We start from the raw sequence: 24178 nt of genomic DNA on the forward strand, positions 1-24178 counted from the left end.
GCACTGAGGTGCGATAGCGTTCCTTTTTGTTCAGCCATTGCTGCGATAGCGTTTGAAGGAGTGGGCTATTTCCACCACGAATCGAGCAGGGACACCGGTATGGTGCGCTTGTGCCGACTCTGCAGGAAACGGCGCTCAATTCCGGCAGTGGCACTCTCACTGACGTCCTTACCTTCTAGGTAGTCGTCAATCTCCTCGTAGCTGATGCCGAGTTCATCTTCATCAGTGCGGCCGGGGACGCCGTCGAGAAGGTCTGCGGTGGGAACCTTTGCCCACAACTGCTCCGGGGCGCCGAGCTCGCGCAGCAGTGCCCGGTTCTGACGCTTGTTCAGGGTAAACAGCGGAAGGATATCGGCACCGCCGTCGCCAAATTTTGTGAAGAAACCAGTGACGGATTCCGCGGCATGGTCGGTTCCAATAACCAGCAAGTTCTCGGCCCCGGCTAAGGCATACTGGGCGATCATGCGGCTGCGGGCCTTGATATTGCCCTTGTTGAAATCAGTGACATCTTCCGTGGCCGTCTTGGCGAACTCAGCCTCGAAACCATCCACGGCCGGAGCAATGTTGAAGGTCCGCTCCGTTTTGGCGCTGATAAATTTCATGGCTGCTTGGGCGTCGGCTTCATCGTGCTGAACTCCGTAGGGTAGGCGCACCGCAATGAAGTTCGCCTCAACCCCCTCGGCTGCGAGCTCTTCCACGGCGAGCTGCGCCAGCCGCCCGGCAAGAGTGGAATCCAAACCACCACTGATACCGAGCACATAGCCCTTTGTGCCCGTCGTTTTCAGATAATCCTTCAGGAATGCCACCCGCCGAGTGATTTCCCCAGCCGGGTCAATCGTGGGCTGGACGCCAAGTTCGTCAATGATTTGTGCTTGTAGTTCGCGCATGTGACTAAGCCTAGCCCGTGCATATTTCCGTAGTGTTGCGTACGTCCATTTAGAATGGATCCCATGACCCCCACACTTGCTGCTGACCGCGCCCGCCTGCTTGAACTCGTCAAGGAGCTTGCTGTTGTCCGCGGCAAAGTAATCCTCTCCTCCGGTAAAGAGGCTGACTACTACATCGACCTGCGCCGCATCACGCTCCACCACGAGGCTTCCCGGCTCGCCGGTCGCGTCATGCTGGCCATGCTGGACGACGCCGGGATCGAGTTTGAGACGGCCGGCGGCTTGACCATGGGTGCAGACCCCGTCGGAACCGCGCTCATGCATGCTGCTGGAGACGCTGGCCGCGCTATCGACGCGTTCGTAGTTCGCAAGGCCCAGAAGTCCTACGGCATGGGACGCCAGGTTGAAGGCCCCGGTGTCGATGGCCGCAAGGTAGTGGTTCTGGAAGACACCTCCACAACGGGCGGATCAGCACTGACCGCCGTCGAAGGTGTGCGTAAGGCAGGCGGAAACATCCAAGCCGTTGCCGTGATCGTTGACCGCGACACTGGCGCCAAGGAGCGCATCGAAGCCGAAGCCAACATTCCTTACCTGTTCATCTTCGGGAAGGACGAGCTCGGCCTCTCCTAAGCTGAGCGAGGCAGCGCACCAGCGCACCAAGGCAGCCGCGCCGCAGCCCAGAGCATCGGCAGATCGCTTGGAATGGTTAGACCGCCAAAGTGATGCTGTGAATCTCGTCGGCGGCGTGACCCGTACGTTCATGAACGCGCAAAACGGCCTCAGCCGACGGGGCCTCTGACAGGCAGAAAACTTTGCCTGTCACGGGATCGGCCCACGCGTTCTTGAAAATGACGTTCTCTTCGCTTTGGGCCTCGAGGTCGGCTTGGTGCGCGGCTTTGAGGTCTTCGGCAGAGATGCCTTGCATATGATTGTGGACGTCCATGAACTCTGGCATGGCACACTTCCTTAGTGATCTACAGGCTCACACGTTGAGGATGTTAGCTCAACTATAGAATCGGTGCGGCTGCCGCAACAGCGGTACCGATGCGTAACTTGTTGCGGAATCCAAACACCGAAAGGTCTGTTTTGTCGAAGCTGTATTTCCGCCATGGAGCCATGAACTCGGGCAAGTCCACTGGACTGCTGCAGGCCGCGTTCAACTATGAGGAGCGCGGCCAGCGGGTTCTGTTGGCGAAGCCTGGCGTGGACACGAAGGGTGAAAACTCCGTGGTTTCTCGCCTCGGCGTCAGTCGTGAGGTGGATTTTGTCATCCCGCCGGGTACGGATGTCCGTGCGCTATTCGCGGAGCAAGCTGCTGGCGACGCTCCCGATGCGCTCCTGAAACACATGGACATGGCGCCGGTAGCGTGTCTGCTGGTGGACGAGGCGCAGTTTTTGGACCCGGCCCAAGTTGACGATCTGTTCCGCATCGCAGTGCTGGACGGTGTGCCGGTTCTTGCCTACGGTCTCCGCACCGATTTCCGCACCAAGGCGTTCCCGGGCGCGGCACGGTTGCTGGAAATTGCGCACTCGTTGGAAGAGCTCAAAACCATCTGCCGCTGCGGACGTAAAGCCATGTTCAACACCCGGCGTGTGGGCAGCGAGATAGTGTTCGACGGCGATCAAGTCGCCATTGAGGGTGCCGAGGTTTGGTATGAATCCCTTTGTGGCAATTGTTATTTGGAAGCTTCGGGCGGCACGCTGGGGGCATAGCGATGGGCGGCAATCCCCATCGCTATACCCGCGGGGAAAGTGCTTCGTTGCCTATGACCCCACAGGGGTGTCGCACAGAACACAGAATGACGGTAGAAGCTGTGGAAGCTGGAGAAGCTGAGTGGGCCAAGAATAGGGCCACACTCACTGCCACCGGATCACCAAAGGGGGTGCCTCTCCAATCCGTGGAGAGGCACCCCCTTTGGTGATTCGAACCCAGAGACCCTAGATCTGTGGAATCAGATCCGCGACGGAGTTCATCACCTGGTCCGGTCGGAATGGGTAGGCGTCAATATCTTCGGGCTGAGTGATCCCGGTTAACACCAACACCGTGTGCAGGCCGGCTTCCATGCCCGCGATGATGTCCGTATCCATACGGTCCCCAATCATGGCGGTGGTTTCGGAATGGGCCTGGATCCGGTTCATGGCCGAACGGAACATCATGGGATTGGGTTTGCCCACAATGTAGGGTTCCCGGCCAGTTGCCTTGGTGATCAGCGCGGCGACAGCGCCCGTGGCCGGCATAGGCCCTTCTCGCGACGGGCCTGTGGCGTCTGGGTTAGTGCAGATGAAACGTGCCCCGTCGCCAATCAACCGGATGGCCTGCGTGATGGCCTCAAACGAATAAGTGCGAGTCTCGCCCAACACCACATAGTCCGGTTTCTGGTCGGTGAGAATGAAGCCTGCCTCATGCAACGCCGTCGTCAATCCTGCCTCGCCGATGACAAAGGCGCGCCCGTGCGGCATTTGGGACTTCAAGAACTGGGCGGTGGCCAGCGCAGATGTCCACAGGTTCTCCTCCGGGACGTCCAACCCGGAAGCCTTGAGCCTGGCAGCGAGATCGCGCGGGGTGAAGATGGAGTTATTGGTCAGCACGAGGAAGCGCTTAGAGGTGTCCACCCAGCGCTGGATCAGCTCCGCGGCACCTGGTACGGCCTTGTTCTCATGGACTAGCACGCCGTCCATGTCCGTGAGCCAGCATTCGATGTCGATCGGCTGGCGTTGTTGTTCAATGGTCATGATTCCTCCTGAGAGTAGGCAGATGGCTTACCTCAAGTCTTGCAGAGAAAGTGCAGGGAAAAGGGTTTTGCGCCGAGACTGGGCAGTTGTGCGTAAAGTTGAACGGTGAGTAAAACCGGTGAAACCCCTGTCCCAGACGATTCCGTGATCCCCGAGCATCCGGAACTGCACCACGAGGTTGGCCTCGGCCCGTGGGAAGGTGAGCTGCCCGAGGGTGATCATTGGGACCCGGAATTATTGGCCAACGGTGACCGCCGCAACGTTCTAGATGAGTACCGGTACTGGAGCATGGACGCCATCGTGGCCGAGCTGGACACCCGCCGCCACGATTTCCACGTCGCCATTGAAAACTGGCAGCACGACATGAATATTGGCACCGTGGTGCGCACCGCCAACGCTTTTTTGGCCAAGGAAGTGCACATTATCGGCCGACGGCGGTGGAACAAGCGCGGCGCCATGGTCACCGACCGCTACCAGCACGTCCGCCACCACCCCACCGTTGAGGACTTTGTTGCGTGGGCGAAGGGCGAAGGGCTGACCATCATCGGGATCGATATTTTCCCAGACTCCGAACAATTGGAAACCTACGAGTTGCCCCGCAACTGTGTCTTCGTATTTGGTCAGGAAGGCCCGGGGCTCAGCGACGAGGTGCATGCCGCCGCGGAAACCACCCTGTCCATTGAGCAGTTTGGCTCCACTCGCTCCATCAACGCCGCCTCCGCCGCCGGCATCGCCATGCACGCGTGGATCCGCCGGCACGTCTTCAACCAGAGCGTCAGCTAGGCCAGCGCACCCGAGGTGGGCGGATCCGCCGTCGTCCGTGGTGAACATTCTTAAGCACGACGGCGCCACTCACCTTCTGCGGTCCGCCGCGTGGTGGGCACCGTGCTGCCAGCGCTGCTGGAACCTAGCGGATGACGGGCTCGGACGCGTTCAGGAGCCCCAGCTCTGAACGGCGTGGCATCCCTTCCCAATCCCCGTGGACCAGGCATGCGAAGGCCCCGGTCTGAGCGGCCGTGAGTAGCCGGGTGTCCACTGGCTCGCCGCGGAGCAACTCGGCTAGGTAGCCGGCTACAAAGGCGTCGCCTGCTCCCACGGTGTCCACGGCGCGGATGGGAATGGCCGGCTGGGTGAACGTTTCGCCGTCAACCAGGGCCACGGCGCCTTGAGCCCCGAGCTTGATGATGACCTGTGCCGGACCAAGAGCAGCGATTCTGGCTGCCAATTGGTGCGGACCGGAGGATTCGCCGACAACAATGGCCGCCTCGTCGTCGCCAGCAAACACCACATCAGCCTGCTCAATCAAGGACTTGAACGCTACGGCGGCATCCGCTTTGGACCACAACGCTTGCCGATAGTTCAGATCAAAGGAAACTAGGGTCCCGGCGGCGCGAGCCTGCTTCACGGCAAAGGTGACAGCCTCGGCGGCGGAGGCTGAGAGCGCCGGAGTGATCCCGGTGATGTGCAATAGCCTGGCTCCGGTGATCAGCCCCGCTGGGAAATCCTGGGGACACAGCCGCGATCCGGCACTCCCTGCCCGGTAGTACATGACCTTGGTTGATTCGGCAGTGCGGCGTTCCTTGATCATCAGGCCCGTGGGGGCTCCAGGGTCTTGGCCGGCGTGCACAATGAGGTCTTCGGCGCGTAGCTGGCGCAACACCAGTTCCCCCAAGCTGTCCTGACCAACTCGGCCGGCCCAGGCAACGGTGGCGCCCAGCCGACGCAAGGCGATGGCCACGTTGCTTTCGGCTCCGCCAATGCCCAAACCTAGAGTGGTCTCATGCGCCAGCGGACCGGGGTTGGTGGACTTCATCAGCGCCATCGTCTCGCCAAAGGTGACAACGTCAACCGCTTTGCTATCCATGGTGCTCGGCTCAGGGCTGCTCACTTTCTGGCTCCGTTGGCAGCGTCCCGGGCTGCAACGGCGGCGGCAACCAGCTCGGTGACCTTCCGGGCTCGCTGGGTTAGTGCTGCCAAATCCCCGCCACGGAAGGCATCGCCAAGCAAGGGCCCGCCCAAGCTGACTGCCAAGACTCCTGCTGCAATCCACTCGGGGGCATTCTCAATGGAGACTCCGCCTGAGGGGATGACTTCAATGGTGGGGAACGGACCACGGAGGTGTGCAACATATCCTGGCCCCATGGAGCTGGCCGGGAATATCTTCACTGCTGTGGCGCCGCCCTTCCAACCCGCGAACAACTCCGTCGGCGTCAGTCCGCCAGGGAAAACTGGAATATTACGTTGGACTGCGGCTTCCACCACGGCCAGATCGGTGATGGGGGTGACTAAGAATTTGGCCCCGGCGTCCAAGACTTCCACAGCCTCCTTGAGCGAGGTAATAGTGCCCACACCAATGTCCACTGCGGCGCCAAACTCCGCCAACAGCGCGGGCAATTCCGCCACCACGCCGGCCGTGCTCAACGTCAGCTCAATGGTGGTGACGCCACCCGCGGCCAATGCCGCAATCACGGGTGCATATTCCCTGGCATGTCCGGCGCGAAGCACAGCCACCACAGGATTACCGCGCAAGAGCTCACCGGCTGCCGGACGCGCTGTTGTCTGATTCTGACTTATGTCACTGTTCCCAATTGCCATGGCACAAACTCTTCCTGTCCTAGATCCAATTCTTCACTGACTGTCTTCTGTCCCGACTGTCAGAGGACCCCACCGGCCACACTACCGGCCACGTTACTTGCCGTGAGGACTGGACCGTAACAAGCCGATACCTCCGCGCCGTGGGGAGGTTTCCCCGCGCTGGCGAGACCTGAGGCACTCAGATTAGGGTCCGCCGTCGTACGTGGAAAAACGTCCATAGATTGAACGGAAACTTCATCTTCTTCGTGACTTTGTACGTACTGGCTAAGATAGGAGGAGCCATGCGGGAGCTGGCCTGATTCCAGACTCTTAGTACCGTTCAGCACAGAGGAGCTCTTAATGCCCATCGCAACACCGGACAAGTATGCCGAAATGATTGACCGCGCCAAAGCTGGCGGATTCGCCTACCCCGCGGTCAACGTGACATCCTCACAGACCCTGAACGCAACCCTGCAGGGCTTCGCCGACGCCGGAACTGACGGCATCATCCAGGTCTCCACCGGTGGCGGCGCCTACTGGTCCGGCGCTGGCGTCAAGGACATGGTTGCCGGTTCCCTGGGCTTCGCAGCATTCGCTCGCGAAGTTGCCAAGAACTACCCCATCAACGTCGCCCTGCACACGGATCACTGCCCCAAGGACAAGCTAGACGGCTTCGTTCTGCCGCTGCTGGCCGCCTCCGAGGCTGAGGTCAAGGCTGGCCGCGACCCGATCTTCAACTCCCACATGTGGGACGGCTCCGCCGAAACCCTCGAGGAAAACCTGCGCATCGGCCGCGAACTGCTGGCTCGTACCCACGCTGCAAAGATGATCCTCGAAGTTGAAATTGGCGCTGTTGGCGGCGAAGAAGACGGCGTGGAAAACGCCATCAACGACAAGCTGTACTCCACCATCGAAGATGGCTTGGCCACCGTTGAAGCACTGGGCTCCGGCGAGCACGGCCGCTACATCACGGCCCTGACCTTCGGTAACGTCCACGGCGTCTACAAGGCTGGCAACGTCAAGCTGCGCCCGGAAATCCTGAAGGAAATCCAGGCAGCCGTTGGCGCCAAGATCGGCAAGGAAAACCCGTTCGACTTGGTCTTCCATGGCGGCTCGGGCTCCTCGGATCAGGAAATTGCCGACGCCGTTTCCTTCGGTGTCATCAAGATGAACATCGACACCGACACCCAGTACGCCTACACGCGTCCTGTGGTTGACCACATGTTCTCCAACTACTCCGGCGTCCTGAAGGTTGACGGCGAAGTTGGCAACAAGAAGCTCTATGACCCCCGCGTCTGGGGCGCCTCGGCCGAAAAGGGTCTGGCTGCACGCGTTGTTGAAGCTGCCTCGCAGCTCGGCTCTGCAGGTAAGACGTTCAAGTAAATGTCTGATTCCTTCCGCAAGAACCTCCTCGGCCCGGAGCCCACACTGCTCCCGGCCGAGGTGGATGTCCTTTCGCGGCTCGACGCCGGGGATGAGGCCGTTGATTTGGCGGCCTCGCACCCGACGTCATCGCTTTTGTGGGCCATTTTGGCTGACGAGGCGTACTCCGAGGGCCGCACCATCGAGTCTTACGCTTACGCGCGTACCGGCTACCACCGTGGCCTGGATTCACTGCGCCGCAATGGCTGGCGCGGAACCGGTCCGGTCCCGTACGAGCATGAGGGCAACCGTGGATTCCTGCGCGCGCTCTACGCTCTGGGCCGTGCCGCTGGCGCTATTGGCGAGTCCGACGAAGCCGCACGCATCACCACGTTCCTGAACGACTCCGACCCGTTGGCTACTGCCGCGATCGAAGCCGCGCTCTAGGAGCTGCTGGGCCCGTTATTTCCCCGGGCCCAGCGATGCGGGCCCAGCCACAAATGACGCCGGTCCCGCTTTATGACACTGAAATTACGGTGTCATAAAGCGGGACCGGCGTCATTTTTGCGTTCCGAAGGATCTCGATTGCGCTTCGCTGTGGAAACTAGTCCCAGATGTTGTCTCCGCGCAGCGTGGCGTCAACGCCGCCGTCGATGTAGATGGTCTGCCCTGTGGTGTGTGTGTTCTCTTCGCTGGTCAACCAGGCGAGCAAACGTGCCAAAACAATGGACTCAGAGTGGTAATTCAACGGCATCGGCATGTTGTCATCAACCAACTTCCGCCCCTCTTCGGTGGAAAGGAGCTTCTCGGTCATCGGCGAAATAACAGTGCCCGGAGCCACCGCGTTGAGCGGAATGCCGGCTCCAGCCCAGCGCTCCGTGATTGATTCGCGGCGAACCCACCGGCTCAGCGCCCGCTTGCTGGAGGGGTAGTTCAGGTAACCAGCAGGGCCCTGCGCGGCGAGTGCGGCACCAATTTCCAAGGCTTTGGCCTCCTCGCCTGCCAGCAGGGCATCGACTAGATCCGGTGAGGTGGTCTGCAGGCTCGCTGCGGAACTTACGACGGCGGCACGAGGCGCCGGGCTCTTAGCCAGAACGGGAGCTAAGTAGTCCAAGAATTCTGTCACGCCAAAGTAGTTCACGCTCACCGTGAGCGGGATGGGAGCAGAGATTCCGGCGCAGGCGATGACGGCGTCAATCTTTCCTCCGGCCAGGTCGATAGCGTTTTCGGCTGCCGCTTTGCGCCCTGCTGGGGTGCTCAGGTCCGCTTCAATCTCGGCGCCCTTCAAGTCGACGCCGATCACGGTTGCCCCGCGCTCGCGCAGTAGCTCCGTTGTGGCCAGACCAATTCCGGAACCGGCTCCAGTGACGATGTAGGTACGCGGTGAGGTTTGCGTTGTTTCAGTCATTATTCGTTCTCCTTCGAAGGCTCTGGGGCTGTGGCGACCAGATGATTTTGGGTGGTTCTTAGGTGGCTGGAAAGTGCCGCGGTAGAGTGTTCAAGTTTGTCCAGCAGACGCACCAGATCGTGGCGCTCCTGTTCGTCCCAGCCAGTCAATAACTCCTCAACCAATGAATCGCCGGCCTCGATAAAAGTGTTGGCCACTTGGCGTCCTGCGGGAGTGAGGGTGATTAGGCTGGCACGGGCATCGGCCGGGTCGGAGATGCGTTTTACAATCCCCGCCGTGGTGAGCCGCGCGAGTATCTTGCTGACATTGGAAGCTCCGGTCACCATCTTCTGAGCCAATGCAGAGGGCCGTAGAGGGCCGCCATTGGAGAGAAAAGTGATGACAGTGATGGCTCCCGGGTCTAAGTCCAAGCCCTTGCGGGCCACCACCGAGGTGAGGAAGTCAGGTGCGCTCCACTGGGCCATGACGCGCGTCAGCGAGGTCATGAGAGCATTGCTATACGGCTTGACGGGCGGGTCTTGCTCGTTGCTGTGCGGGGTCATCGCTGCGCTCCTAAAAGTAATATTCGCACGTCCAATTACTGTCCTAAAGACAGTATACGCGTTTTCTGTGAAAATGTCTCTACATTGCTCGCCCCGTCGCGCGGGCAACCGTTCCCACCTATGCCCCAGCATGTTCCGCCATGAAAAGAGGACGGCGGTGCCCACCTTCCTCCGAGAGCTCCGAAAAACTGGCGCGGTTTGTCCATTGGATGGCGCCAATGTGCACCTGCCCCGGCAGTACAGTAAACTTGCGGGGTAAGACCCCCTTGGCCGTTCGCCTTTCCGCAGTACTTTAAAGTACTTGCAGGATTTGGCACATGGTTCCCAAGGGGCATTTTCGTGCCCGGACGGTGTACAGCGGAACAACCGCTGAATCATGCAGCGCTCGGCTCAACTTATGAGCAAGGGGGAGGGTCCCATGCCAGCAATCGTAATCGTCGGCGCCCAGTGGGGTGACGAAGGAAAAGGCAAGGCCACAGATCTTTTGGGTGGTTTGGTCGACTATGTAGTGAAGCCCAACGGTGGCAACAATGCCGGGCACACCGTAGTTGTAGGCGGCGAGAAGTATGAGCTCAAGCTCCTTCCCGCCGGTATCCTGAGCCCCAACGCAACACCCATCATTGGCAACGGCTGCGTGGTTAACCTCGAAGCGTTGTTTGAGGAAATCGAGGGCTTGGAAGCCCGCGGCGCGGACACGTCCAAACTGCGTATTTCCGCCAACGCCCACCTCGTTGCCCCGTACCACCAGGTGCTGGACAAGGTCACCGAGCGTTTCCTTGGCAAGCGTGCCATCGGTACCACCGGCCGCGGCATTGGTCCGGCCTATATGGACAAGGTGGCCCGTTTGGGTATCCGCGTCCAGGACCTCTTTGATGAGTCAATCCTGCGCCAGAAGGTAGAGGGTTCGCTCAAGCAGAAGAACGAACTTCTGGTCAAGGTTTACAACCGTCGTGACGTGGAAGTTGAAGAGGTGGTGGAGTACTTCTTGAGCTTCGCCGACCGCATTCGCCCCATGGTCATCGATGCAACCTTTGTGTTGAACGAGGCTCTAGACCGCGGCGAAGTAGTGCTCATGGAAGGTGGCCAGGCAACGTTCCTGGACGTCGACCATGGCACCTACCCATTCGTCACGTCCTCGAACCCGACCGCAGGCGGAGCCTCGGTTGGTTCAGGCATTGGCCCCACGCGCATCACCCGCTCCGTGGGTATCATCAAGGCCTACACCACCCGTGTTGGCGCCGGTCCGTTCCCCACGGAACTCTTCGATGACATGGGCATCTACCTGCAAACCACCGGTGGCGAATTCGGTGTCAACACCGGCCGTCCGCGCCGCTGTGGCTGGTACGACGCCGTCCTGGCCCGACACGCTTCCCGCGTCAACGGCTTCACGGATTACTTCGTCACCAAGCTGGATGTGCTCACCAACATCGAGTCCATCCCCGTGTGTGTGGCCTACGACGTGGACGGGGTGCGTCATGATGAAATGCCCATGACGCAGACCGAATTCCACCACGCCAAGCCCATTTTCGAGAACTTTCCAGGCTGGACCGAGGACATCACCACGGCCCGCACCATGGAAGATCTGCCCGAGAACGCGCGCAACTACATCTTGGCCCTCGAGGCTATGTCGGGCACCCGGATCTCCGCCATTGGCGTGGGCCCGGACCGCGACCAGACCATTGTGCGCCACGATCTGATCAACTAGTAACAGCACAGCCCGGTCTATTTCCGGGCAAGCGCAAGGAAGGACGACGGCGGAACTAAAGTTCCGGCGTCGTCCTTTCCTTTTGTCTGGGTGGGCTTGATTGGCTGGCTCGGGGGACACGGCGGGCGCGGGAAGGGCTAGTCTGGTTCCACAGAGAACCGAGCGGAAGGACCCACGGCATGAAGGTCAGTGTTGGACAATTCAACCCCAGTGCAGATGTCGTCACGAATTTGGCCACCATGCGCAGGCTCGCCACGGCCGCAGCCGAGGACGGCAGCAAACTGGTGGTTTTCCCGGAAGAGGCCATGTTCTCCGTGGGCCGGATCAAGGGCGATTTCGCCGCAGCCGTGGACGCGCACTGGACCACCTTTGTGCGCGGGCTGTCCATGATTGCCGCCGAAGTGGGCATCGCCGTCATTGCTGGTGGCTATGAATCCAGCGGTGAGGAGCGCCCGTACAACACCGTGGTGGCACTGGGTGATGACGGTGAAATCCTTGGCACCTACCGGAAACTGCACCTGTATGACGCCTTCTCCTACCAAGAATCAACCCGGATCAAGCCCAGCGACCGCGGCATCACTGTGGTGGAGATCGGTGGCTTCAAGGTGGGCATCATGACCTGCTACGACATCCGCTTCCCCGAACTGGCACGGGCTCTGGCCGACTCCGGAGCGGACATGATCTGCGTTTCGGCAGCCTGGTTCAAGGGCGAACATAAGATCGATCATTGGGAGACCTTGCTCAAGGCGCGGGCCATTGAAAATACCTGCTGGGTGGTGGCTGCGGGTACCTCCAGTGATCACTGCATTGGGCACTCGGCCATCCTTGACCCCATGGGTATCGCCATTGATTTCCTCAATGACGAGGACGAAGGTGTGGCCACCGCAGATATTACTCACCGGCGCATTGAAGAAGTTCGCGAATTTCTCCCCGTGCTACGTAACCGGCGTTTTGAAAGCAGCGCCACAGTGCTTCCTGCTGGCTAGAAAGATTCCCGTTGACGGGGCAAGCGGCGGTGATTAGTGTCGAGACTATAAGCAGGCAGGATAGTCAGTGCAGGCTCTAAGGGCTGAATGGTCGGTAGGAGGACATCATGAACGACACCAAGATTTGGTCCGTGTTGGAGGGTCTGTACCCGGTTGCCCTAGAGGATGTCCCTTTGGATGGGCAATGGCTCAAGCCGCCCTTTGCCGATGATCCTAGCGGCCGGGCCATTGTATGCAACGACGATGATTTCCAGTTTGTTGTGGTCGATCGAAAAAGCGGATCCGTGTTGTATGTCTGCGAAGACGAGGAGACCCTGATGGCCTCTTCATTGGAGACCCTCCCCGCCATTATTGCCGCCTGGGGAGCCATTGACCGTGACACGGTTGGCCCCGAAGATGATGAGGACTTCTCCGCCGTGAGAAAGTCCTTTCAAGAACAATTGCAAGCTATCGACCCGGCTGCCGCTGCTGCCAATGAATTCTGGGCCCTGTACACCGAGGAGCTCACCAGCGAAGACTATGTGGACCTTGACGAGGATGACGACGAAGAAGAGGAAGAACAGGAAGAGTCCGACTCCGGAGACAACGACAGGCCAAGCGCCAACGAATCATTCGTTGACGCCTGACCTGAGGGTGTCTTTAGTGCCACGTGCTTAGGACCAGCGTCTTACGGCCCATTTCTCGGCCAAGCCCAGCAGCGCATCGGTAGTTTTCCCGAGGACCGCCAACATCACAATGGCCAACAGCAACCTGTCGGTACGGCCGTTATTCTGTGAATCGGTCAACAAGAATCCCAGCCCCATGGACGAGGCGATCAGTTCCGCCGCCACCAGGAACAACCACGCCTGTGCCAGTGCTAGCCGGAGCCCGGAGAAGATGGACGGGACCACCGCCGGTAACTGCACCGTGGTCAGCAGCTTCAGACCCTTCAAGCCGAAAGCTCGTCCAGCCTCGACTAGGTTCTTATCCACATGGCGCAAGGCCAGAGACACCGTGGTGAACACCGGGAAGAAGGCCCCAATCACAATCAACGTGACCTTGGAGTCCTCACCAATCTTCATCCAGAGGATCAACAACGGTACCCATGCCAGGGACGGGACCGCCCGGAGCGCGCCGATGGTGGGCCCCAGCAAAACCTCGGCGACCTTTGAAAGTCCCACAAGAGCTCCCAAGGACACACCCAACACGGCTCCAGCCAAGAATCCAAGGAGCACTCGCTGCGTGGAGATGGCAATGTGGCCGAACAGTTCATTGCGGGCAATGAGCTCTGTCCCAGCCTCAAATACTGCTCGTGGCGAAGGCAGCTGAGCCGGCGAGAATATGCCTGCAGCGGTACTTAGGTGCCACGCCAGCAAAATGATGACCGGAAGAATCAGTCCCAAGCCCAGCTTGGCCCAGCCACCGGCGCCTCCAAGAGTTCGATGCAGGGGTGCTTGCGTTGGAGTGTCAAGCTTCAGTGTCATGCGGATTCCTTGATTGAATCAGGATTTGCCTTGAGGGCGAAGGAATCATCCAGCAGGGTTTCCAGGGCTGTGTCTACCTCGGCCTGAGTTTTGACATCGCCAAGCTCAACAAAGGTGGGGCCGATCTTGGCCAACACTGCGCGCTGCTTCTCGCCCGGGATTCCGGAGACATCCAAGTTGCTGCGCTCGAGAATCACAGTGGTGGCAACTGCTGGCTTCAGACCAGCAGCATCGGCCAGGATCTGAGCCGTTTCTTCCGGATTTGCCGCAGCCCAGACGCGGGCCTTTTCGTAGGCGTCCACCACGGTCTGTGCCAACTCAGGCTTTTCTTTCAGGAATGACTCGGTGGCGTTGAGGAATCCGTAAGTATTGAAATCAAGGTTCCGGTAGAAGAGCGTAGCGCCCTCCTGCTCGGCCGTGGCCATGATGGGGTCCAGGCCGGACCAAGCATTTACAGAACCGTTTGCTAGCGCAGCGCGACCGTCGGCGTGCTGTAGGTTCTCCACCGTCACGTCTTTGGTACTAAGACCGGCTTCCTCCAGTGCCTGGACCAAGAAGAAGTAGGGATCGGTGCCTTTGGTGGCGGCCACGGACTTGCCCTTAAGATCGGCAACTTTGGTGATGCCGGAATCCTTGTTGGTGACCAGTGCTGCCCACTCAGGCTGGGAGTAGAGCGAGATGGTTTTGATGGGGGAGCCGTTGGCCCGTGCCAGCAGCGCGGCGGAGCCAGCAGTGGAACCAACATCGATCGCTCCAGCACGCAGTGCCTCATTGGCCTTGTTGGAGCCGGCGGACTGCAGCCATTTCACGGTGACGTTCTTCGGCGCCAGAGTTGCCTCCAACCAGCCCTTTTCCTTGATGATCAAGCTGAGCGGGTTGTAGGTGGCGAAGTCGATGTTGAGAGTGTCAGAGCCGCCCGCTTTGCCAGCGGCGTTGGTTGCTGCGTCCTCACCGGCGCAGCCAGCCAGGGCCAGAGCGGAGACGGCGGCGGTGAAACCTAGGAAGGATCGGCGGTTGAAATGAGCTGAATTAGGCATAGTGGTCCTCAAAATGGGTGTGCTGATGAAAGAAAGAAAGAAAGAAGGTAACTAGAAAGAAGTGGCTAGTGGCCGTCGACGCCGAGGCTGCCAAGCAGTGAGCTGCGCAGTCCGGCCAGTTCTGTTGAAGCCCGGTCTCGGGGGCGTGCACCGGGCACATCCACGGTCCGCACAATGGTGCAACCGGGCTGGCCGGTGCCGTCGTCGCCGAGCAGGATGATGCGGTCAGCGAGCTGCAACGCCTCATCCACATCGTGGGTGACCAGCAGAACCGTGGTCGGTTCGGCTGAATGGATATCCAGCAGCAGATCCTGCATGGTGATTCTGGTCAGAGCATCTAGTGCACCAAAGGGTTCATCCAGTAAGAGAACACCGGGATTGCGGGCCAAAGCGCGGGCCAACGATGCCCGCTGGGCCATGCCGCCGGAGATTTCCCGGGGCCGGTGTCCAGCGAAGGATGAGAGGCCCACCAGTTCCAGCAGGTTTTCCACTACGTGGCGGCTGCGTGCTGAGTCTGCTCCGGATGGAACTCCGATCGCCACGTTGCTGGCGATCGATTTCCAAGGCAGGAGACGGGGTTCTTGGAAGGCTACGGCGCAGCGTGAGTCAATCCCGGATACTTCTGTTCCGTCAATGGTCACAGATCCGCTGCTGGGGGCGTCGAGCCCGGCAACGGCACGCAATAGGGTGGATTTTCCGCAGCCGGAAGGTCCTAGCAGGGCTACGATTTCCCCAGCCTGAATATCAAAGGAAACATCCCGGAGCACCGTGTGCGTTCCGCCCTTTGAACTGAAGGACCGGCCAAGTCCCTGAAAGGCAACCGGCATGGCCGCAGTGCCTTGGGGATCGGAAATTACCGCTGGCAAAAACACTGATTCGGCAGGTGCCGAGCGCGAAAGTAAAGCAGACATCACAACACTCCATCGTTCCTGGCGGTAGCACCCTGCCGGCGATGACTCCTCTTGCAGAGGCGTCAACCAGGGTTGCTGCGGCGTCAATGAGCCAGATCTCTCGGCCGCTCGGGATGGTCATCTCAAGACTAAGACGAAGTGGCGTGACGGCAGAAATCGGCAAGTGCGTCGAGTTCGCGAGGCGTAACAATCGGTGGGGGACTAGGCTCGTAACATGGCACACATCAATGATCCGCAGCTGATCCACCGGCTTCTGAGTACCCCCGGACGTTGGGCTGTGGTGGGCTTGTCCGGTAACCCGCTGCGTCCTGCTGTCAGTGTTTCCTTGTTCCTTCAGCAGCACCTGGGTCAGGAGATTATCCCGGTGAGTTTGAAGGGCGACGACGTCCATGGCGCCAAGGGATATAAGACCCTGGCTGAGGTCCCAGGCAGCATCGATGTGGTGGATTGCTTTGTGAACTCCGCCAAGGTGGGAGCCGTGGTTGACCAAGCCATAGCAGTAGGTGCCAAAGCGGTGTGGCTCCAACTGGGCGTTATTGACGAAGACGCGGCCCAGCGTGCCCAGGCTGCTGGTCTTGACGTGGTGATGAATACCTGCCCCAAGATTGAAGCTGCAAAACTTGGGCTCTAAGCGGCTCCAGCTGTGCCGCTAGCCGATCTCCGGAAACCAGAAACAGAAACCAGAAAAGCTACTTATTCCCCGCCACCTTGATCTGTCCCCTGGACCTGGACGTGGCCGTTGGGTGGCCTTATCGGTGCTGGTGCTCGCGATCGCCCTCGTGGCCACCGGACTGTGGTGGGCCAACACCAATAGTTCAGCGTTGCCGGCCGCTGTGGTAGTTGGCCCAGCCACCACTGAGCCGCCCATCGTTACTGTCGCTGCCTCAAGTACCCCAGTGGAAAGTGGGGCGGCCTCGAGTACGCAAGCTCCGGCGTCGGATATTCCCAGCAGCTAGCTTCCCAAGAACCCGCTCACCGGGAGGGTGGATACGTTGGAGGGGCTGGTGCCGGGCTGCGTGCCGCTGCCCATCGTAGACGGGCTGGCGCCGGTGCTGACCAAGGTGTCTACCGAGCAAAAAGTGGTGTTTTTGACGGTCGACGACGGTGCGATCAAGCGGGATTCGTTCCTGGCGTTACTGGAGAAAAATGGGATCAAGGCGTCGCTGTTTCTGGCTCACAATTATATTGCTGGAAGCTCAGACTTTTATAGAAAATACACTGCGGCCGGACACCTCATCGAGAACCACACCATGACCCACGATTTGGGATTTATCCAGCTCAGTTACGAACAGCAAAAGGCCGAAATTTGCGGTATGGCTGACTTTGAAGAGCAACAGTTTGGCCGCCGGCCGGTCTTCTTTCGCCCGCCCGGCGGCCCGTACACCCTGGCCACCCGGCGGGCTGTTGCGGCGTGCGGCATGAAGGTCATTGTGGCTTGGGAAAGCAAGGCCAATGCAGGCGGAATGGATTACCAAGTGGGCGCGGGGCTGCGGCCAGGGGATATCGTTTTGATGCATTTCAGGAAGGAATTCCCGGACGATCTCGCTGCATTCCTCAAAGCGCAAAAAGCGGCCGGACTCCAAGTGGTGCTGCTCGAAGACTATCTGGCCACACCGTAAGATCTGCTATGAAACAGAAGGAGTTGAAGCTGGTGGAAAACGAAGATCGCACCCTGCCTGGCACGGAAGTTCATACAGAATCCAGGGCGATCGTGCAGCTCCCGGTGTTGCTCGCGCTGGCTGATGGAGGAAAACTACGGGTCAGTGCAGCCACCCGGAAGCCCACGGCTGCCACCATGCGGTTGCTGGAAAAGGAGCTGCCCGGTGGGGACTTTTATGCCAATGAGGCCATTTCTAGTTTCGCTTGGCCACTGCTGCTGCAAGCCGGCGGACTGGCAGACGGTCCCAGAATGGCATTGACGCCGCGCGGCCACACAGCACTGTCCAAGGACCCTGCTTTGGTCTTGAAGGGACTGTGGGAACGGTGGCTCAAGGCAGGCATCATCGATGAGTTCAGCCGAATAGAAGCCATCAAAGGACAACGTTCCGCCAACGTCTTGAGCGCCTTGAAACCTCGGCGGCAAATGGCGGCCGAGGGGCTGCGACTCTTGAAGCAGGATTCTTGGACGCCGGTTGACGCATTATTTACCGAAATGTCGCAGTTGGGGATGGACCCCCAGATTCAACGTACGGAAATGCGGTTGTGGAAGCTCTACATTGAGGATCCACAGTATGGCAGCCTGGCGTACGACGGTTACCATGATTGGTCACTCTTGCAGGGGCGGTACGTGTTGGTGCTGCTTTTCGAGTATGCGGCAACTCTTGGCCTAGTCGATGTGCGTTACGTTGCACCGGAGGGTGCGCGCAGCGACTACACGGACCAGTGGGGTGGGGAAGAGTTGGATCGGCTCAGTCGCTATGACGGATTGCAGGAAGTGCGCCTGACTCCGCTCGGCCGTCTTTGCCTTGTTTGACGGCGCAATCTGCCCGTTCGGCTGGGCGCGGCTACTGCCGGTAGCCTTGAATCTATGACGAAGACCGTGTACTACACCGCCTCAACGTTGAACGGCTTCTTGGCAGATGAAAACCATTCCCTGGACTGGCTCTTTGCCGTGGATGATGCCGACGGCCCGGACATTGCTGCTTTCATGGAAACTGCGGGTGTCTTTGTGGAGGGTTCTTCCACCTATGAGTGGGTACTCAAGGCCGAAAACCTCTTGGCGGAACCAGCCAAATGGCAACAGTTCTACGGTAGTAAACCCACTTATGTGTTCACCACGCGTACTCTTCCCGTGCCCGACGGCGCCGACGTCCGCTTTGTCAGTGGTTCCGTGGCGGACGTGCTGACGGAGATGAGGGCGGCGGCCGGAGACTTGGATATTTGGGTAGTGGGCGGAGGCGATGTGGCCGGTCAGTTCTTGGATTGCGGTGCATTGGACGAGCTTGTCGTCACCTTCGCACCCGCCGCTCTGACAGGCGGGGCACCATTGTTGCCGCGCAATGTTGGAGCCGAGCAGTTGAGACTAAGCAGCGCTGAGCAGCACGGGGAATTTGCTGTACTGAAATATGCCGTGCTCAAGGCTGGGAAGCAGAACAATGAAACGCCGACGGCGGAAGCTGGAACTCTGTGAGTATCGCAGCCGGGGTTCTGCGTGCCGCGGCGCTGGCCATGACCGGCGCCTATGAGGATTTCCCCTTCGGAGCCGAAACAAGCGTTTTCAAGGTCAAAGCACCGAGTAACGGTGGGGCCGAGCGGGTGGGCAAGGTATTTGCGCTGGGTGATCTGGACGCCGAACCACTAAAAATCAGCTACAAGTGCGATCCTGAGCTGGCCCCGGCACTGCGCCAGGCCAACCCTGGAATCACCGCCGGATACCACTTGAATAAGAGGCACTGGAACACCGTGGATACTTCTGCGGTGTCGGAACAAATGGTGCTGGAAATGATGGAAGATTCCTACGATCTTGTGGTGGCTGGGCTGCCCAAGAATCAGCAACAAGCATTGGAGTGGAGCGCATATGTCGCCAAAAGTTAGTCGCGGCCCCCTGGACTACCCCTTTCTGGGACTGACCAGGCTGGCTGCCCAGAGGACTGCCGAGACGATCGACTGGCCTAAAGGCTTTGACCATGTGGACAAGACGCTCGCGGTAGGAGCAGGCCAGGAGGCGTTCGATGCGCTGGCCGAAGGCATACTGAGCTGGGAAATTCAGCGCCGGGCCGGTCTCCAGGTCAAGGCTCCGCCGCGTGCCGAGGTGGGAGCTCATGTGGTGAGTGGTTTTGGGGTGGGAAACCTACGCCTGCCCGTGCCATGCGAGGTTGTCTGGGCTCTGGAACCTCAGCTTTTGTCTGGCGCCGATGGGCAGGAAATGCAGATGGCTGGCTTTGGCTACGGCACGCTGCCTGGCCACCCTGCCCTCGGTGAGGAAGCGTTCATCGCGATGAAGAAGTCCGACGGCGGCGTGTACTTCAGGCTGTTGGCTTTCAGTAAGCCTGCGGGTTTCATCTACGCCTTGGGTGCTTCGGTCACCAAGCTCACCCAGGCTGGGGTGACCCGCTCTTACCAGCAGGCAGCACGCACGCTCACGGGCGGCTTTTAGTCACATTATTATCGTTCTTTCCACGGCATTCAACTTGGATTGCTATTAAACCGGCTCTTTATGAGTGCTTAGGCTCAGTTCATGCTCGACCGGTGGGACCATTCCAAGCTTCGAGTGAAGGCGTTGGCGGTTGTAGAACTCTTCGATCCAGCACGCGACTGCGGTCTTCGCCTCAGCCCGAGTCAGCCAGGTTCGAAGATCATAGAATTCGGTCTTCAAAGTGGACCGGAATGACTCCTGCATCACAGTCCCAGCACTCGCCCGTGCGCCCGACAGACTGCAGGATCCCTAATTCCTTTGAAGCTTCCCACAGCTGTGTCTAGGTGAATTGCGCTCCGCGATCGCTATTAAGCCGAATTCTGCTGATTCCGATTAAGCCGAGGAATCCGTTAAGCCGAACCCTGGACGTCTCGCCACGTCCTTCCGGGGATCAGCGATAGGTTCCTCGGCTTAATATTCTGGCTGTCTTGAGTCACGCAGGCAACGGCTTCGCCACAAAGGTTTGACCTCTGCCGCGGGCCTCTCATTGGGTGAAGCGAAGCAGACAATGAATGGCGCCTTGCCCAACAGCTGACGGTTTCACCCACGAGGATTGACCTGACCACCGCCAACGATAAAGGGCAGGGAGCGCCGATATTACACGAACTATTAAGCCGATAAATTAGACACGAACCAGCGGAAACACGCGCCCACACACCCAGCCCTCGGCTTAATCGGCATGGAACACGAGGTCTGTATGCAGCTCGCCACGGAGCGTGTAGGCCATGCGCAACGCCCGTTCCACCAGGTCGGTGTTCTGCACCGAATCCATCGCCCAGCCCAATACCCGCCGAGAGCAGCAGTCCCGGACCGCACACAAGTACAGCCAGCCTTCCCGGATCCTCAGGTAGGTTTTGTGTGCAGCTGCACATAACACGTAGAGATGAACTTTCGCCGTTGAATGCATTAGCAGCGCCAACTCCGAGAGCCCCACCGATACAAGATCCGAATGCGATTCCTAAGCCAATTGCTAGCCCCGCCCCGAGGGCTGATCCCACGGCCGTACCTATCAAAGTCCTTGCCTCAGCTCCCAGAATACTATTCTGCCCGGTGGGGTCGGCGTTATTGATGGGGTCGTTGGCGGCGTAGGAATAGCGGTTGGCGTTGTGAGGATCCAAGGGGTTGGCGAGGGTGTCTCGTTGGGTCCAGCGTCCGGTGGTGGGGTCGTAGCAGCAGGCGCCGTATTTGACCTGTCCGGTTCAAAATGCGGTGCTTGTAGTTAGGATTTTCGTGCCGCATAGACGGCGGCGAATACGACACATAGACCAATGGCGATCCCTAGAGGTCCCATTGAAATCCATGTTGGAGTTGATGGTGCAAATTGTTGCAGAAGTGTATAGAACAATGCACCCAGAAAGAGGCACTTCAGAATCCAGAGTGTAGTTTCGGTCTGAAGCCTCCGGATTCCAGCAACGATCTGGCCACGTAGTTGGTGAGATTCCGGAATCCAAGGGCAGATCCTCGGGGGTGTTCCAATCTTCCATTAATTGCTTATGCCGATGTTTGGGTTATGCCTACTTTGTGGTTGTTTACCTTGGCTGGGGCCGGTTGTCTCGGGGCCTTGTCGGCATAATCGTGGTGTGAGAACCTGCTCTTCCGTATAGGAAGGAGCGGGTCATGGAAGATCCGAATAGTTTAGATAGTGGTGGTATTCAAAGGGATGCTGGCGTTCCAGCAGGCCCTGGGACCAAGTTCGCTGTGGCTGCTGGTGTGTTTGAAAGGATTTGGCCTCTGCTTCAAGCGGGTCCTCTGGCTGCCGTGGCGGTGGACTTCATTGAGTGGCTGACTGAGCAGGGGTACGCCTCGACAACGCAAGTCAATCTTTCTCGAGCCGCAGTTCGTCTTGGAGCATGGATGCTCACCGAGAATCTCCAGCTTGGCGAGTTGGATCATGGGTGTGTAATCGGCATGGTGCGGGAAGACAATGACCGGTACCCGGGGCATTGCTCGGCTAATCAGAATGTTTCTGCCGTTCTTCGATTCCTTAGCGAGAAAGGTCATTTGAGGCCCACAAAGGTTCCCGATGCCGAACTTAGCTCTGCACAGGAATGTTTGGCGGACTGGTTGAAGTTTCTCCAAGCAGAACAGGGCCAAGGAACGAGCTGGATCGACAAGGCAGGCAGAGTCGCGGCGCCATTCTTGACGTTACTCGAGCAGTCCTCTGGCGAACTGGATTGGGAACGAGTTGATGTCAGAATGGCCAATGAATTCCTGCAGAATGCAGTGGCCGGATACTCCTCATCCACTGCTCAGTGCACGGCCGCTTTGTTGCGCGGCCTGCTCTCGTGGGCCGCCGGCAATGGGTGGATACAGGACAGGGTTGCTCTCGGGATTCTCTCGCCCCGGCGGATTCGCGCGAGTTTACCGAGAGGATTGGCACCGGGCGAAGTTGCAGCGTTGAAGGGCGCCGTTGACTTTGACAGTGCCACTGGCCGACGCGATATGGCCGTGATCGTCATGCTGGCCCGACTCGGAGTAAGAATCGGAAAAGTCGCTGCTCTGACTCTCGATGACCTTAACTGGAGCGAACCCTCGTTGCGGATGGTCGGCAAGGGCGGACGCGTTCTGATCTTGCCGATGCCTGTTGATGTAGGTGAAACTCTGGTGGATTACTTGCGAATCCGTCATGCTGGCCCCGGAGAACGCGGGGTTTTTATCCGTTCCCTGCCTCCCTTTAAGGCACTGAATCGGGGAGGCATAGGCGAGATCGTTTTCAAGCATGCCCGCATTGCCGGCCTTCACGGTGTGTACCCACACCGACTTCGCCATACGGCCGCGACCAAGATACTGGCTGAGGGAGGAAATCTGAGGCAAGTTCAGGAGCTCCTCGGTCATGCATCGTTGAGCTCATCAGTGACCTACGCGCGAGTCGATATGGTGCCACTGCGCCCGCTAGCACCATCATGGGGAAAACTGCCATGAACGCTCATCCTGGCAATGACGAGCTAGTGGCAGCCATGGAGGAATACTTCACTGGGCTGCATGCGCTGGGGTTCCAACTCATCGAGAAGGAACGACTTACCCGCCGTTTCCTGGAATGGCTATGGGATAACGGAAACACTGGGGCAACATTCACGACGACAGAGGTCGCCGTCTGGGCGCGGGGAAAGCCCAACTTTATGAGCTCATACCAGCATCAGCGCCTCAGCGCGGTGAGAGGGTTCTCCCGTTACTGCGCCGCTTTGGGAATGGACATCACGGTGCCTGTGGCTAGTGCGTTGAATACCGGCAAGCATCGGCGAACGCCCCACATCTACACTCAGGCCGAGGTCGATGCGTTGATCGTCGTCTGTCAGGACGTCTTTACCTCACCGCTCATACAAAGCACCATGGCGAGCATCATCGCTCTGCTGGCCGTTAGTGGCATGAGAGTAGGAGAAGTTTTAAGGGTGAGACCCCAAGATATCCAAGTATTCGAAGGTACCGTGTTGATCCGGGCAAATAAGCACGGGCCCGACAGAATCATTCCGCTTCATCCCACCATGATCGATGCGCTTGCCAGCTACGAAACCAGCCCGCATCGTCAGGCTGCGAAACCATCACCCGACGGGCCTCTCTTTATTAGTAGTCGGGGCAAGGCCTACCAGAGGGGAACCGTGGAAGACCATTTCGAGCGAATCCGCGTGGTAGCAAATTTCACCTGGACGGGTACAACACCGTGCCTTCGCGATCTCAGGCACACCTTCGCTACCCGTCAAATGATCGAAGCCTATTCCGCTGTTGCTGGCAACCCTGCAGCAAGGCTAAGCCTTCTGGCTATCTGGCTCGGCCATTCATCTCCGTCCCACACCTACTGGTACATCCAAGCCGTTCCAGAGCTCTTGGCGTTGGCAGCCAATCGGGCGAACGCAACCTTCCCATGGAGTGATTTCTCATGACATATCTCGCTACCGCACTGCAGTCTTTCTTCACCGATTACGTACATACCCAACGCAACCTCTCCGAGAACACGATCGCTTCCTACCGCGATACTTGGCGACTGCTGACTAAGTTCATCAGCGCCACCAGCGCGATCAGCGCGGATCAGATCCGTCTCGATGACATCGACAGAGACACTGTGACCGCTTTCTTGGGCTACCTCACCACTGACCGGGCCAATACAGCCTCGACCCGCAATGCGCGACTCATAGCCATTCGCACTCTATTTGCGCATATACTGCCCGATCATCCAGAACACGCCGAAACCATTCGCCGCATCCTCACCATTCAACCTGCCAAGACCACTAATCCTCTGATCTGCTACCTCAACGAAACCGAGACCAATGCGCTAATTGCAGCACCAAATACACAGACATGGATCGGTAGACGCGATCAGATCACTTGTTCTGTCGCCTCGCGGTGACATAGGCCGCAACAGCTATGAGAAGACCGACGAAACACGCTCCAGCGAAAACATACTCGGCACGGACTACTTGCATAACGATGACAACGGTTA

Annotated in this window: 29 protein-coding genes, 2 pseudogenes and 1 riboswitch; of the genes and pseudogenes, 18 read left to right on the forward strand and 13 right to left on the reverse strand. The window is 58.9% G+C overall.

Annotated elements, in window-relative coordinates; all coding sequences use genetic code 11:
* Positions 1-65: 65 nt before the first annotated feature.
* A complete protein-coding gene (gene nadE, locus ACX80D_RS00625; RefSeq protein ID WP_459320597.1) occupies positions 66-887 on the reverse strand; it encodes an ammonia-dependent NAD(+) synthetase in 822 nt (273 codons plus the stop codon).
* 63 nt (positions 888-950) lie between these two features.
* On the opposite strand from nadE, the gene pyrE reads away from it, so the two are divergent.
* Positions 951-1517 (forward strand): orotate phosphoribosyltransferase, encoded by a 567-nt coding sequence (gene pyrE, locus ACX80D_RS00630; protein WP_459320598.1) that lies wholly within the window; start codon positions 951-953, stop codon positions 1515-1517.
* Positions 1518-1593: 76 nt separating this feature from the next.
* On the opposite strand, the gene ACX80D_RS00635 is transcribed toward pyrE, so the two are convergent.
* On the reverse strand, positions 1594-1842 hold the full coding sequence (locus ACX80D_RS00635; protein WP_459320599.1) for an SCO4226 family nickel-binding protein: 249 nt from the start codon (positions 1840-1842) through the stop codon (positions 1594-1596).
* Positions 1843-1973: 131 nt separating this feature from the next.
* Between ACX80D_RS00635 and ACX80D_RS00640 the strand changes: the two genes are divergently transcribed.
* Positions 1974-2600, forward strand: coding sequence for a thymidine kinase (locus ACX80D_RS00640; RefSeq protein ID WP_459320600.1), 627 nt, complete (start codon positions 1974-1976; stop codon positions 2598-2600).
* Positions 2601-2825: 225 nt separating this feature from the next.
* Here the strand turns inward: ACX80D_RS00640 and ACX80D_RS00645 are convergent, their stop codons facing one another.
* The gene (locus ACX80D_RS00645) at positions 2826-3620 is read right to left on the reverse strand and encodes an HAD-IIA family hydrolase (protein ID WP_459320601.1); all 795 of its coding nucleotides are present in this window, start codon (positions 3618-3620) and stop codon (positions 2826-2828) included.
* 144 nt (positions 3621-3764) lie between these two features.
* On the opposite strand from ACX80D_RS00645, the gene ACX80D_RS00650 reads away from it, so the two are divergent.
* The gene (locus ACX80D_RS00650; RefSeq protein ID WP_459320890.1) at positions 3765-4403 is read left to right on the forward strand and encodes a TrmH family RNA methyltransferase; all 639 of its coding nucleotides are present in this window, start codon (positions 3765-3767) and stop codon (positions 4401-4403) included.
* A gap of 124 nt (positions 4404-4527) precedes the next feature.
* On the opposite strand, the gene ACX80D_RS00655 is transcribed toward ACX80D_RS00650, so the two are convergent.
* Both ACX80D_RS00655 and ACX80D_RS00660 read right to left on the reverse strand, forming a co-directional pair.
* Positions 4528-5508: a sugar kinase gene (locus ACX80D_RS00655; protein ID WP_459320602.1), complete on the reverse strand. Its 981-nt coding sequence runs from the start codon at positions 5506-5508 to the stop codon at positions 4528-4530.
* Positions 5505-6215, reverse strand: coding sequence for a bifunctional 4-hydroxy-2-oxoglutarate aldolase/2-dehydro-3-deoxy-phosphogluconate aldolase (locus tag ACX80D_RS00660; RefSeq protein ID WP_459320603.1), 711 nt, complete (start codon positions 6213-6215; stop codon positions 5505-5507). The genes ACX80D_RS00655 and ACX80D_RS00660 overlap by 4 nt, the downstream gene beginning before the upstream one ends.
* 339 nt (positions 6216-6554) lie before the next feature.
* Between ACX80D_RS00660 and fbaA the strand changes: the two genes are divergently transcribed.
* Together fbaA and ACX80D_RS00670 are read left to right on the forward strand one after the other, a co-directional pair.
* A complete protein-coding gene (fbaA, locus tag ACX80D_RS00665; protein WP_459320604.1) occupies positions 6555-7577 on the forward strand; it encodes a class II fructose-bisphosphate aldolase in 1023 nt (340 codons plus the stop codon).
* Positions 7578-8003: a DUF3151 domain-containing protein gene (locus tag ACX80D_RS00670; RefSeq protein WP_459320605.1), complete on the forward strand. Its 426-nt coding sequence runs from the start codon at positions 7578-7580 to the stop codon at positions 8001-8003. It begins immediately after the preceding gene.
* A 157-nt stretch (positions 8004-8160) separates the two neighbouring features.
* Here ACX80D_RS00670 and ACX80D_RS00675 read toward each other — a convergent pair whose 3' ends face one another.
* Positions 8161-8964 (reverse strand): SDR family oxidoreductase, encoded by an 804-nt coding sequence (locus tag ACX80D_RS00675; protein WP_459320606.1) that lies wholly within the window; start codon positions 8962-8964, stop codon positions 8161-8163.
* Positions 8964-9506 carry a MarR family winged helix-turn-helix transcriptional regulator gene (locus ACX80D_RS00680; protein WP_459320607.1) on the reverse strand — a complete coding sequence of 181 codons (543 nt, stop codon included), beginning with the start codon at positions 9504-9506 and terminating at the stop codon, positions 8964-8966. Before ACX80D_RS00680 ends, ACX80D_RS00675 begins: the two co-directional genes overlap by 1 nt.
* A 418-nt stretch (positions 9507-9924) precedes the next feature.
* On the opposite strand from ACX80D_RS00680, the gene ACX80D_RS00685 reads away from it, so the two are divergent.
* From ACX80D_RS00685 to ACX80D_RS00695, 3 genes are all read left to right on the forward strand, one after another.
* On the forward strand, positions 9925-11211 hold the full coding sequence (locus tag ACX80D_RS00685) for an adenylosuccinate synthase (protein ID WP_459320608.1): 1287 nt from the start codon (positions 9925-9927) through the stop codon (positions 11209-11211).
* A 179-nt stretch (positions 11212-11390) separates the two neighbouring features.
* Positions 11391-12197, forward strand: a complete 807-nt coding sequence (locus ACX80D_RS00690; RefSeq protein WP_459320609.1) for a carbon-nitrogen hydrolase family protein — start codon at positions 11391-11393, stop codon at positions 12195-12197.
* Positions 12198-12304: 107 nt separating this feature from the next.
* Positions 12305-12823 (forward strand): SUKH-4 family immunity protein, encoded by a 519-nt coding sequence (locus ACX80D_RS00695; RefSeq protein WP_459320611.1) that lies wholly within the window; start codon positions 12305-12307, stop codon positions 12821-12823.
* 27 nt (positions 12824-12850) lie between these two features.
* On the opposite strand, the gene ACX80D_RS00700 is transcribed toward ACX80D_RS00695, so the two are convergent.
* The 3 genes from ACX80D_RS00700 to ACX80D_RS00710 all read right to left on the reverse strand — a co-directional run bounded on the left by ACX80D_RS00700 (position 12851) and on the right by ACX80D_RS00710 (position 15608).
* Positions 12851-13660: an ABC transporter permease gene (locus tag ACX80D_RS00700; protein ID WP_459320612.1), complete on the reverse strand. Its 810-nt coding sequence runs from the start codon at positions 13658-13660 to the stop codon at positions 12851-12853.
* Positions 13657-14697, reverse strand: a complete 1041-nt coding sequence (locus tag ACX80D_RS00705; RefSeq protein WP_459320613.1) for an aliphatic sulfonate ABC transporter substrate-binding protein — start codon at positions 14695-14697, stop codon at positions 13657-13659. The genes ACX80D_RS00700 and ACX80D_RS00705 overlap by 4 nt, the downstream gene beginning before the upstream one ends.
* Before the next feature lie 65 nt (positions 14698-14762).
* The gene (locus ACX80D_RS00710; protein WP_459320615.1) at positions 14763-15608 is read right to left on the reverse strand and encodes an ABC transporter ATP-binding protein; all 846 of its coding nucleotides are present in this window, start codon (positions 15606-15608) and stop codon (positions 14763-14765) included.
* A 6-nt stretch (positions 15609-15614) separates the two neighbouring features.
* Positions 15615-15728, reverse strand: a riboswitch (SAM riboswitch).
* Positions 15729-15822: 94 nt separating this feature from the next.
* Between ACX80D_RS00710 and ACX80D_RS00715 the strand changes: the two genes are divergently transcribed.
* From ACX80D_RS00715 to ACX80D_RS00745, 7 genes are all read left to right on the forward strand, one after another.
* Positions 15823-16239 (forward strand): CoA-binding protein, encoded by a 417-nt coding sequence (locus tag ACX80D_RS00715; protein ID WP_459320616.1) that lies wholly within the window; start codon positions 15823-15825, stop codon positions 16237-16239.
* A 112-nt stretch (positions 16240-16351) separates the two neighbouring features.
* Entirely contained in the window at positions 16352-16564 is a 213-nt protein-coding gene (locus ACX80D_RS00720) for a hypothetical protein (RefSeq protein WP_459320617.1), read from the forward strand.
* Positions 16565-16600: 36 nt separating this feature from the next.
* Positions 16601-17227, forward strand: a complete 627-nt coding sequence (locus ACX80D_RS00725; RefSeq protein WP_459320618.1) for a polysaccharide deacetylase family protein — start codon at positions 16601-16603, stop codon at positions 17225-17227.
* An 8-nt stretch (positions 17228-17235) separates the two neighbouring features.
* Positions 17236-18081, forward strand: coding sequence for a hypothetical protein (locus tag ACX80D_RS00730; protein ID WP_459320619.1), 846 nt, complete (start codon positions 17236-17238; stop codon positions 18079-18081).
* Positions 18082-18135: 54 nt separating this feature from the next.
* Positions 18136-18738, forward strand: coding sequence for a dihydrofolate reductase family protein (locus ACX80D_RS00735; RefSeq protein WP_459320620.1), 603 nt, complete (start codon positions 18136-18138; stop codon positions 18736-18738).
* On the forward strand, positions 18735-19142 hold the full coding sequence (locus tag ACX80D_RS00740; protein WP_459320621.1) for an MmcQ/YjbR family DNA-binding protein: 408 nt from the start codon (positions 18735-18737) through the stop codon (positions 19140-19142). The genes ACX80D_RS00735 and ACX80D_RS00740 overlap by 4 nt, the downstream gene beginning before the upstream one ends.
* On the forward strand, positions 19126-19704 hold the full coding sequence (locus tag ACX80D_RS00745) for a DUF1990 family protein (protein WP_459320622.1): 579 nt from the start codon (positions 19126-19128) through the stop codon (positions 19702-19704). Before ACX80D_RS00740 ends, ACX80D_RS00745 begins: the two co-directional genes overlap by 17 nt.
* A 45-nt stretch (positions 19705-19749) precedes the next feature.
* Here the strand turns inward: ACX80D_RS00745 and ACX80D_RS00750 are convergent, their stop codons facing one another.
* From ACX80D_RS00750 to ACX80D_RS00760, 3 genes and pseudogenes are all read right to left on the reverse strand, one after another.
* On the reverse strand, positions 19750-19947 hold the full coding sequence (locus ACX80D_RS00750) for an integrase core domain-containing protein (RefSeq protein ID WP_459320623.1): 198 nt from the start codon (positions 19945-19947) through the stop codon (positions 19750-19752).
* Between the two features lie 469 nt (positions 19948-20416).
* A pseudogene (locus ACX80D_RS00755) lies at positions 20417-20596 on the reverse strand (DDE-type integrase/transposase/recombinase); the annotation flags it as partial.
* Positions 20597-20798: 202 nt separating this feature from the next.
* Positions 20799-20930: pseudogene (locus tag ACX80D_RS00760) on the reverse strand (RHS repeat-associated core domain-containing protein); the annotation flags it as partial.
* 430 nt (positions 20931-21360) lie between these two features.
* On the opposite strand from ACX80D_RS00760, the gene ACX80D_RS00765 reads away from it, so the two are divergent.
* From ACX80D_RS00765 to ACX80D_RS00775, 3 genes are read left to right on the forward strand one after another with little or no spacing between them, the layout of a single operon-like run.
* A complete protein-coding gene (locus ACX80D_RS00765) occupies positions 21361-22665 on the forward strand; it encodes a tyrosine-type recombinase/integrase (RefSeq protein ID WP_459320624.1) in 1305 nt (434 codons plus the stop codon).
* A gap of 35 nt (positions 22666-22700) precedes the next feature.
* The gene (locus ACX80D_RS00770; RefSeq protein ID WP_459320892.1) at positions 22701-23621 is read left to right on the forward strand and encodes a tyrosine-type recombinase/integrase; all 921 of its coding nucleotides are present in this window, start codon (positions 22701-22703) and stop codon (positions 23619-23621) included.
* Positions 23618-24085, forward strand: a complete 468-nt coding sequence (locus tag ACX80D_RS00775; protein ID WP_459320625.1) for a site-specific integrase — start codon at positions 23618-23620, stop codon at positions 24083-24085. Before ACX80D_RS00770 ends, ACX80D_RS00775 begins: the two co-directional genes overlap by 4 nt.
* Positions 24086-24178: the final 93 nt, after the last annotated feature.

The organism is Arthrobacter sp. Sr24, from assembly GCF_054511175.1.

Bases quoted from the DNA above. Each gene is read 5' to 3' on its own strand.
- ACX80D_RS00700 (WP_459320612.1), bottom strand. From the start codon at position 13,660: ATGACACTGAAGCTTGACACTCCAACGCAAGCACCCCTGCATCGAACT.
- ACX80D_RS00715 (WP_459320616.1), top strand. From the start codon at position 15,823: ATGGCACACATCAATGATCCGCAGCTGATCCACCGGCTTCTGAGTACC.
- ACX80D_RS00705 (WP_459320613.1), bottom strand. From the start codon at position 14,697: ATGCCTAATTCAGCTCATTTCAACCGCCGATCCTTCCTAGGTTTCACC.
- ACX80D_RS00745 (WP_459320622.1), top strand. From the start codon at position 19,126: ATGTCGCCAAAAGTTAGTCGCGGCCCCCTGGACTACCCCTTTCTGGGA.
- ACX80D_RS00775 (WP_459320625.1), top strand. From the start codon at position 23,618: ATGACATATCTCGCTACCGCACTGCAGTCTTTCTTCACCGATTACGTA.
- ACX80D_RS00690 (WP_459320609.1), top strand. From the start codon at position 11,391: ATGAAGGTCAGTGTTGGACAATTCAACCCCAGTGCAGATGTCGTCACG.
- ACX80D_RS00730 (WP_459320619.1), top strand. From the start codon at position 17,236: ATGAAACAGAAGGAGTTGAAGCTGGTGGAAAACGAAGATCGCACCCTG.
- ACX80D_RS00765 (WP_459320624.1), top strand. From the start codon at position 21,361: ATGGAAGATCCGAATAGTTTAGATAGTGGTGGTATTCAAAGGGATGCT.
- ACX80D_RS00695 (WP_459320611.1), top strand. From the start codon at position 12,305: ATGAACGACACCAAGATTTGGTCCGTGTTGGAGGGTCTGTACCCGGTT.
- nadE (WP_459320597.1), bottom strand. From the start codon at position 887: ATGCGCGAACTACAAGCACAAATCATTGACGAACTTGGCGTCCAGCCC.
- pyrE (WP_459320598.1), top strand. From the start codon at position 951: ATGACCCCCACACTTGCTGCTGACCGCGCCCGCCTGCTTGAACTCGTC.
- ACX80D_RS00735 (WP_459320620.1), top strand. From the start codon at position 18,136: ATGACGAAGACCGTGTACTACACCGCCTCAACGTTGAACGGCTTCTTG.
- ACX80D_RS00710 (WP_459320615.1), bottom strand. From the start codon at position 15,608: ATGTCTGCTTTACTTTCGCGCTCGGCACCTGCCGAATCAGTGTTTTTG.
- ACX80D_RS00645 (WP_459320601.1), bottom strand. From the start codon at position 3,620: ATGACCATTGAACAACAACGCCAGCCGATCGACATCGAATGCTGGCTC.
- ACX80D_RS00680 (WP_459320607.1), bottom strand. From the start codon at position 9,506: ATGACCCCGCACAGCAACGAGCAAGACCCGCCCGTCAAGCCGTATAGC.
- ACX80D_RS00675 (WP_459320606.1), bottom strand. From the start codon at position 8,964: ATGACTGAAACAACGCAAACCTCACCGCGTACCTACATCGTCACTGGA.
- ACX80D_RS00670 (WP_459320605.1), top strand. From the start codon at position 7,578: ATGTCTGATTCCTTCCGCAAGAACCTCCTCGGCCCGGAGCCCACACTG.
- fbaA (WP_459320604.1), top strand. From the start codon at position 6,555: ATGCCCATCGCAACACCGGACAAGTATGCCGAAATGATTGACCGCGCC.
- ACX80D_RS00635 (WP_459320599.1), bottom strand. From the start codon at position 1,842: ATGCCAGAGTTCATGGACGTCCACAATCATATGCAAGGCATCTCTGCC.
- ACX80D_RS00685 (WP_459320608.1), top strand. From the start codon at position 9,925: ATGCCAGCAATCGTAATCGTCGGCGCCCAGTGGGGTGACGAAGGAAAA.
- ACX80D_RS00660 (WP_459320603.1), bottom strand. From the start codon at position 6,215: ATGGCAATTGGGAACAGTGACATAAGTCAGAATCAGACAACAGCGCGT.
- ACX80D_RS00770 (WP_459320892.1), top strand. From the start codon at position 22,701: ATGGAGGAATACTTCACTGGGCTGCATGCGCTGGGGTTCCAACTCATC.
- ACX80D_RS00750 (WP_459320623.1), bottom strand. From the start codon at position 19,947: ATGCAGGAGTCATTCCGGTCCACTTTGAAGACCGAATTCTATGATCTT.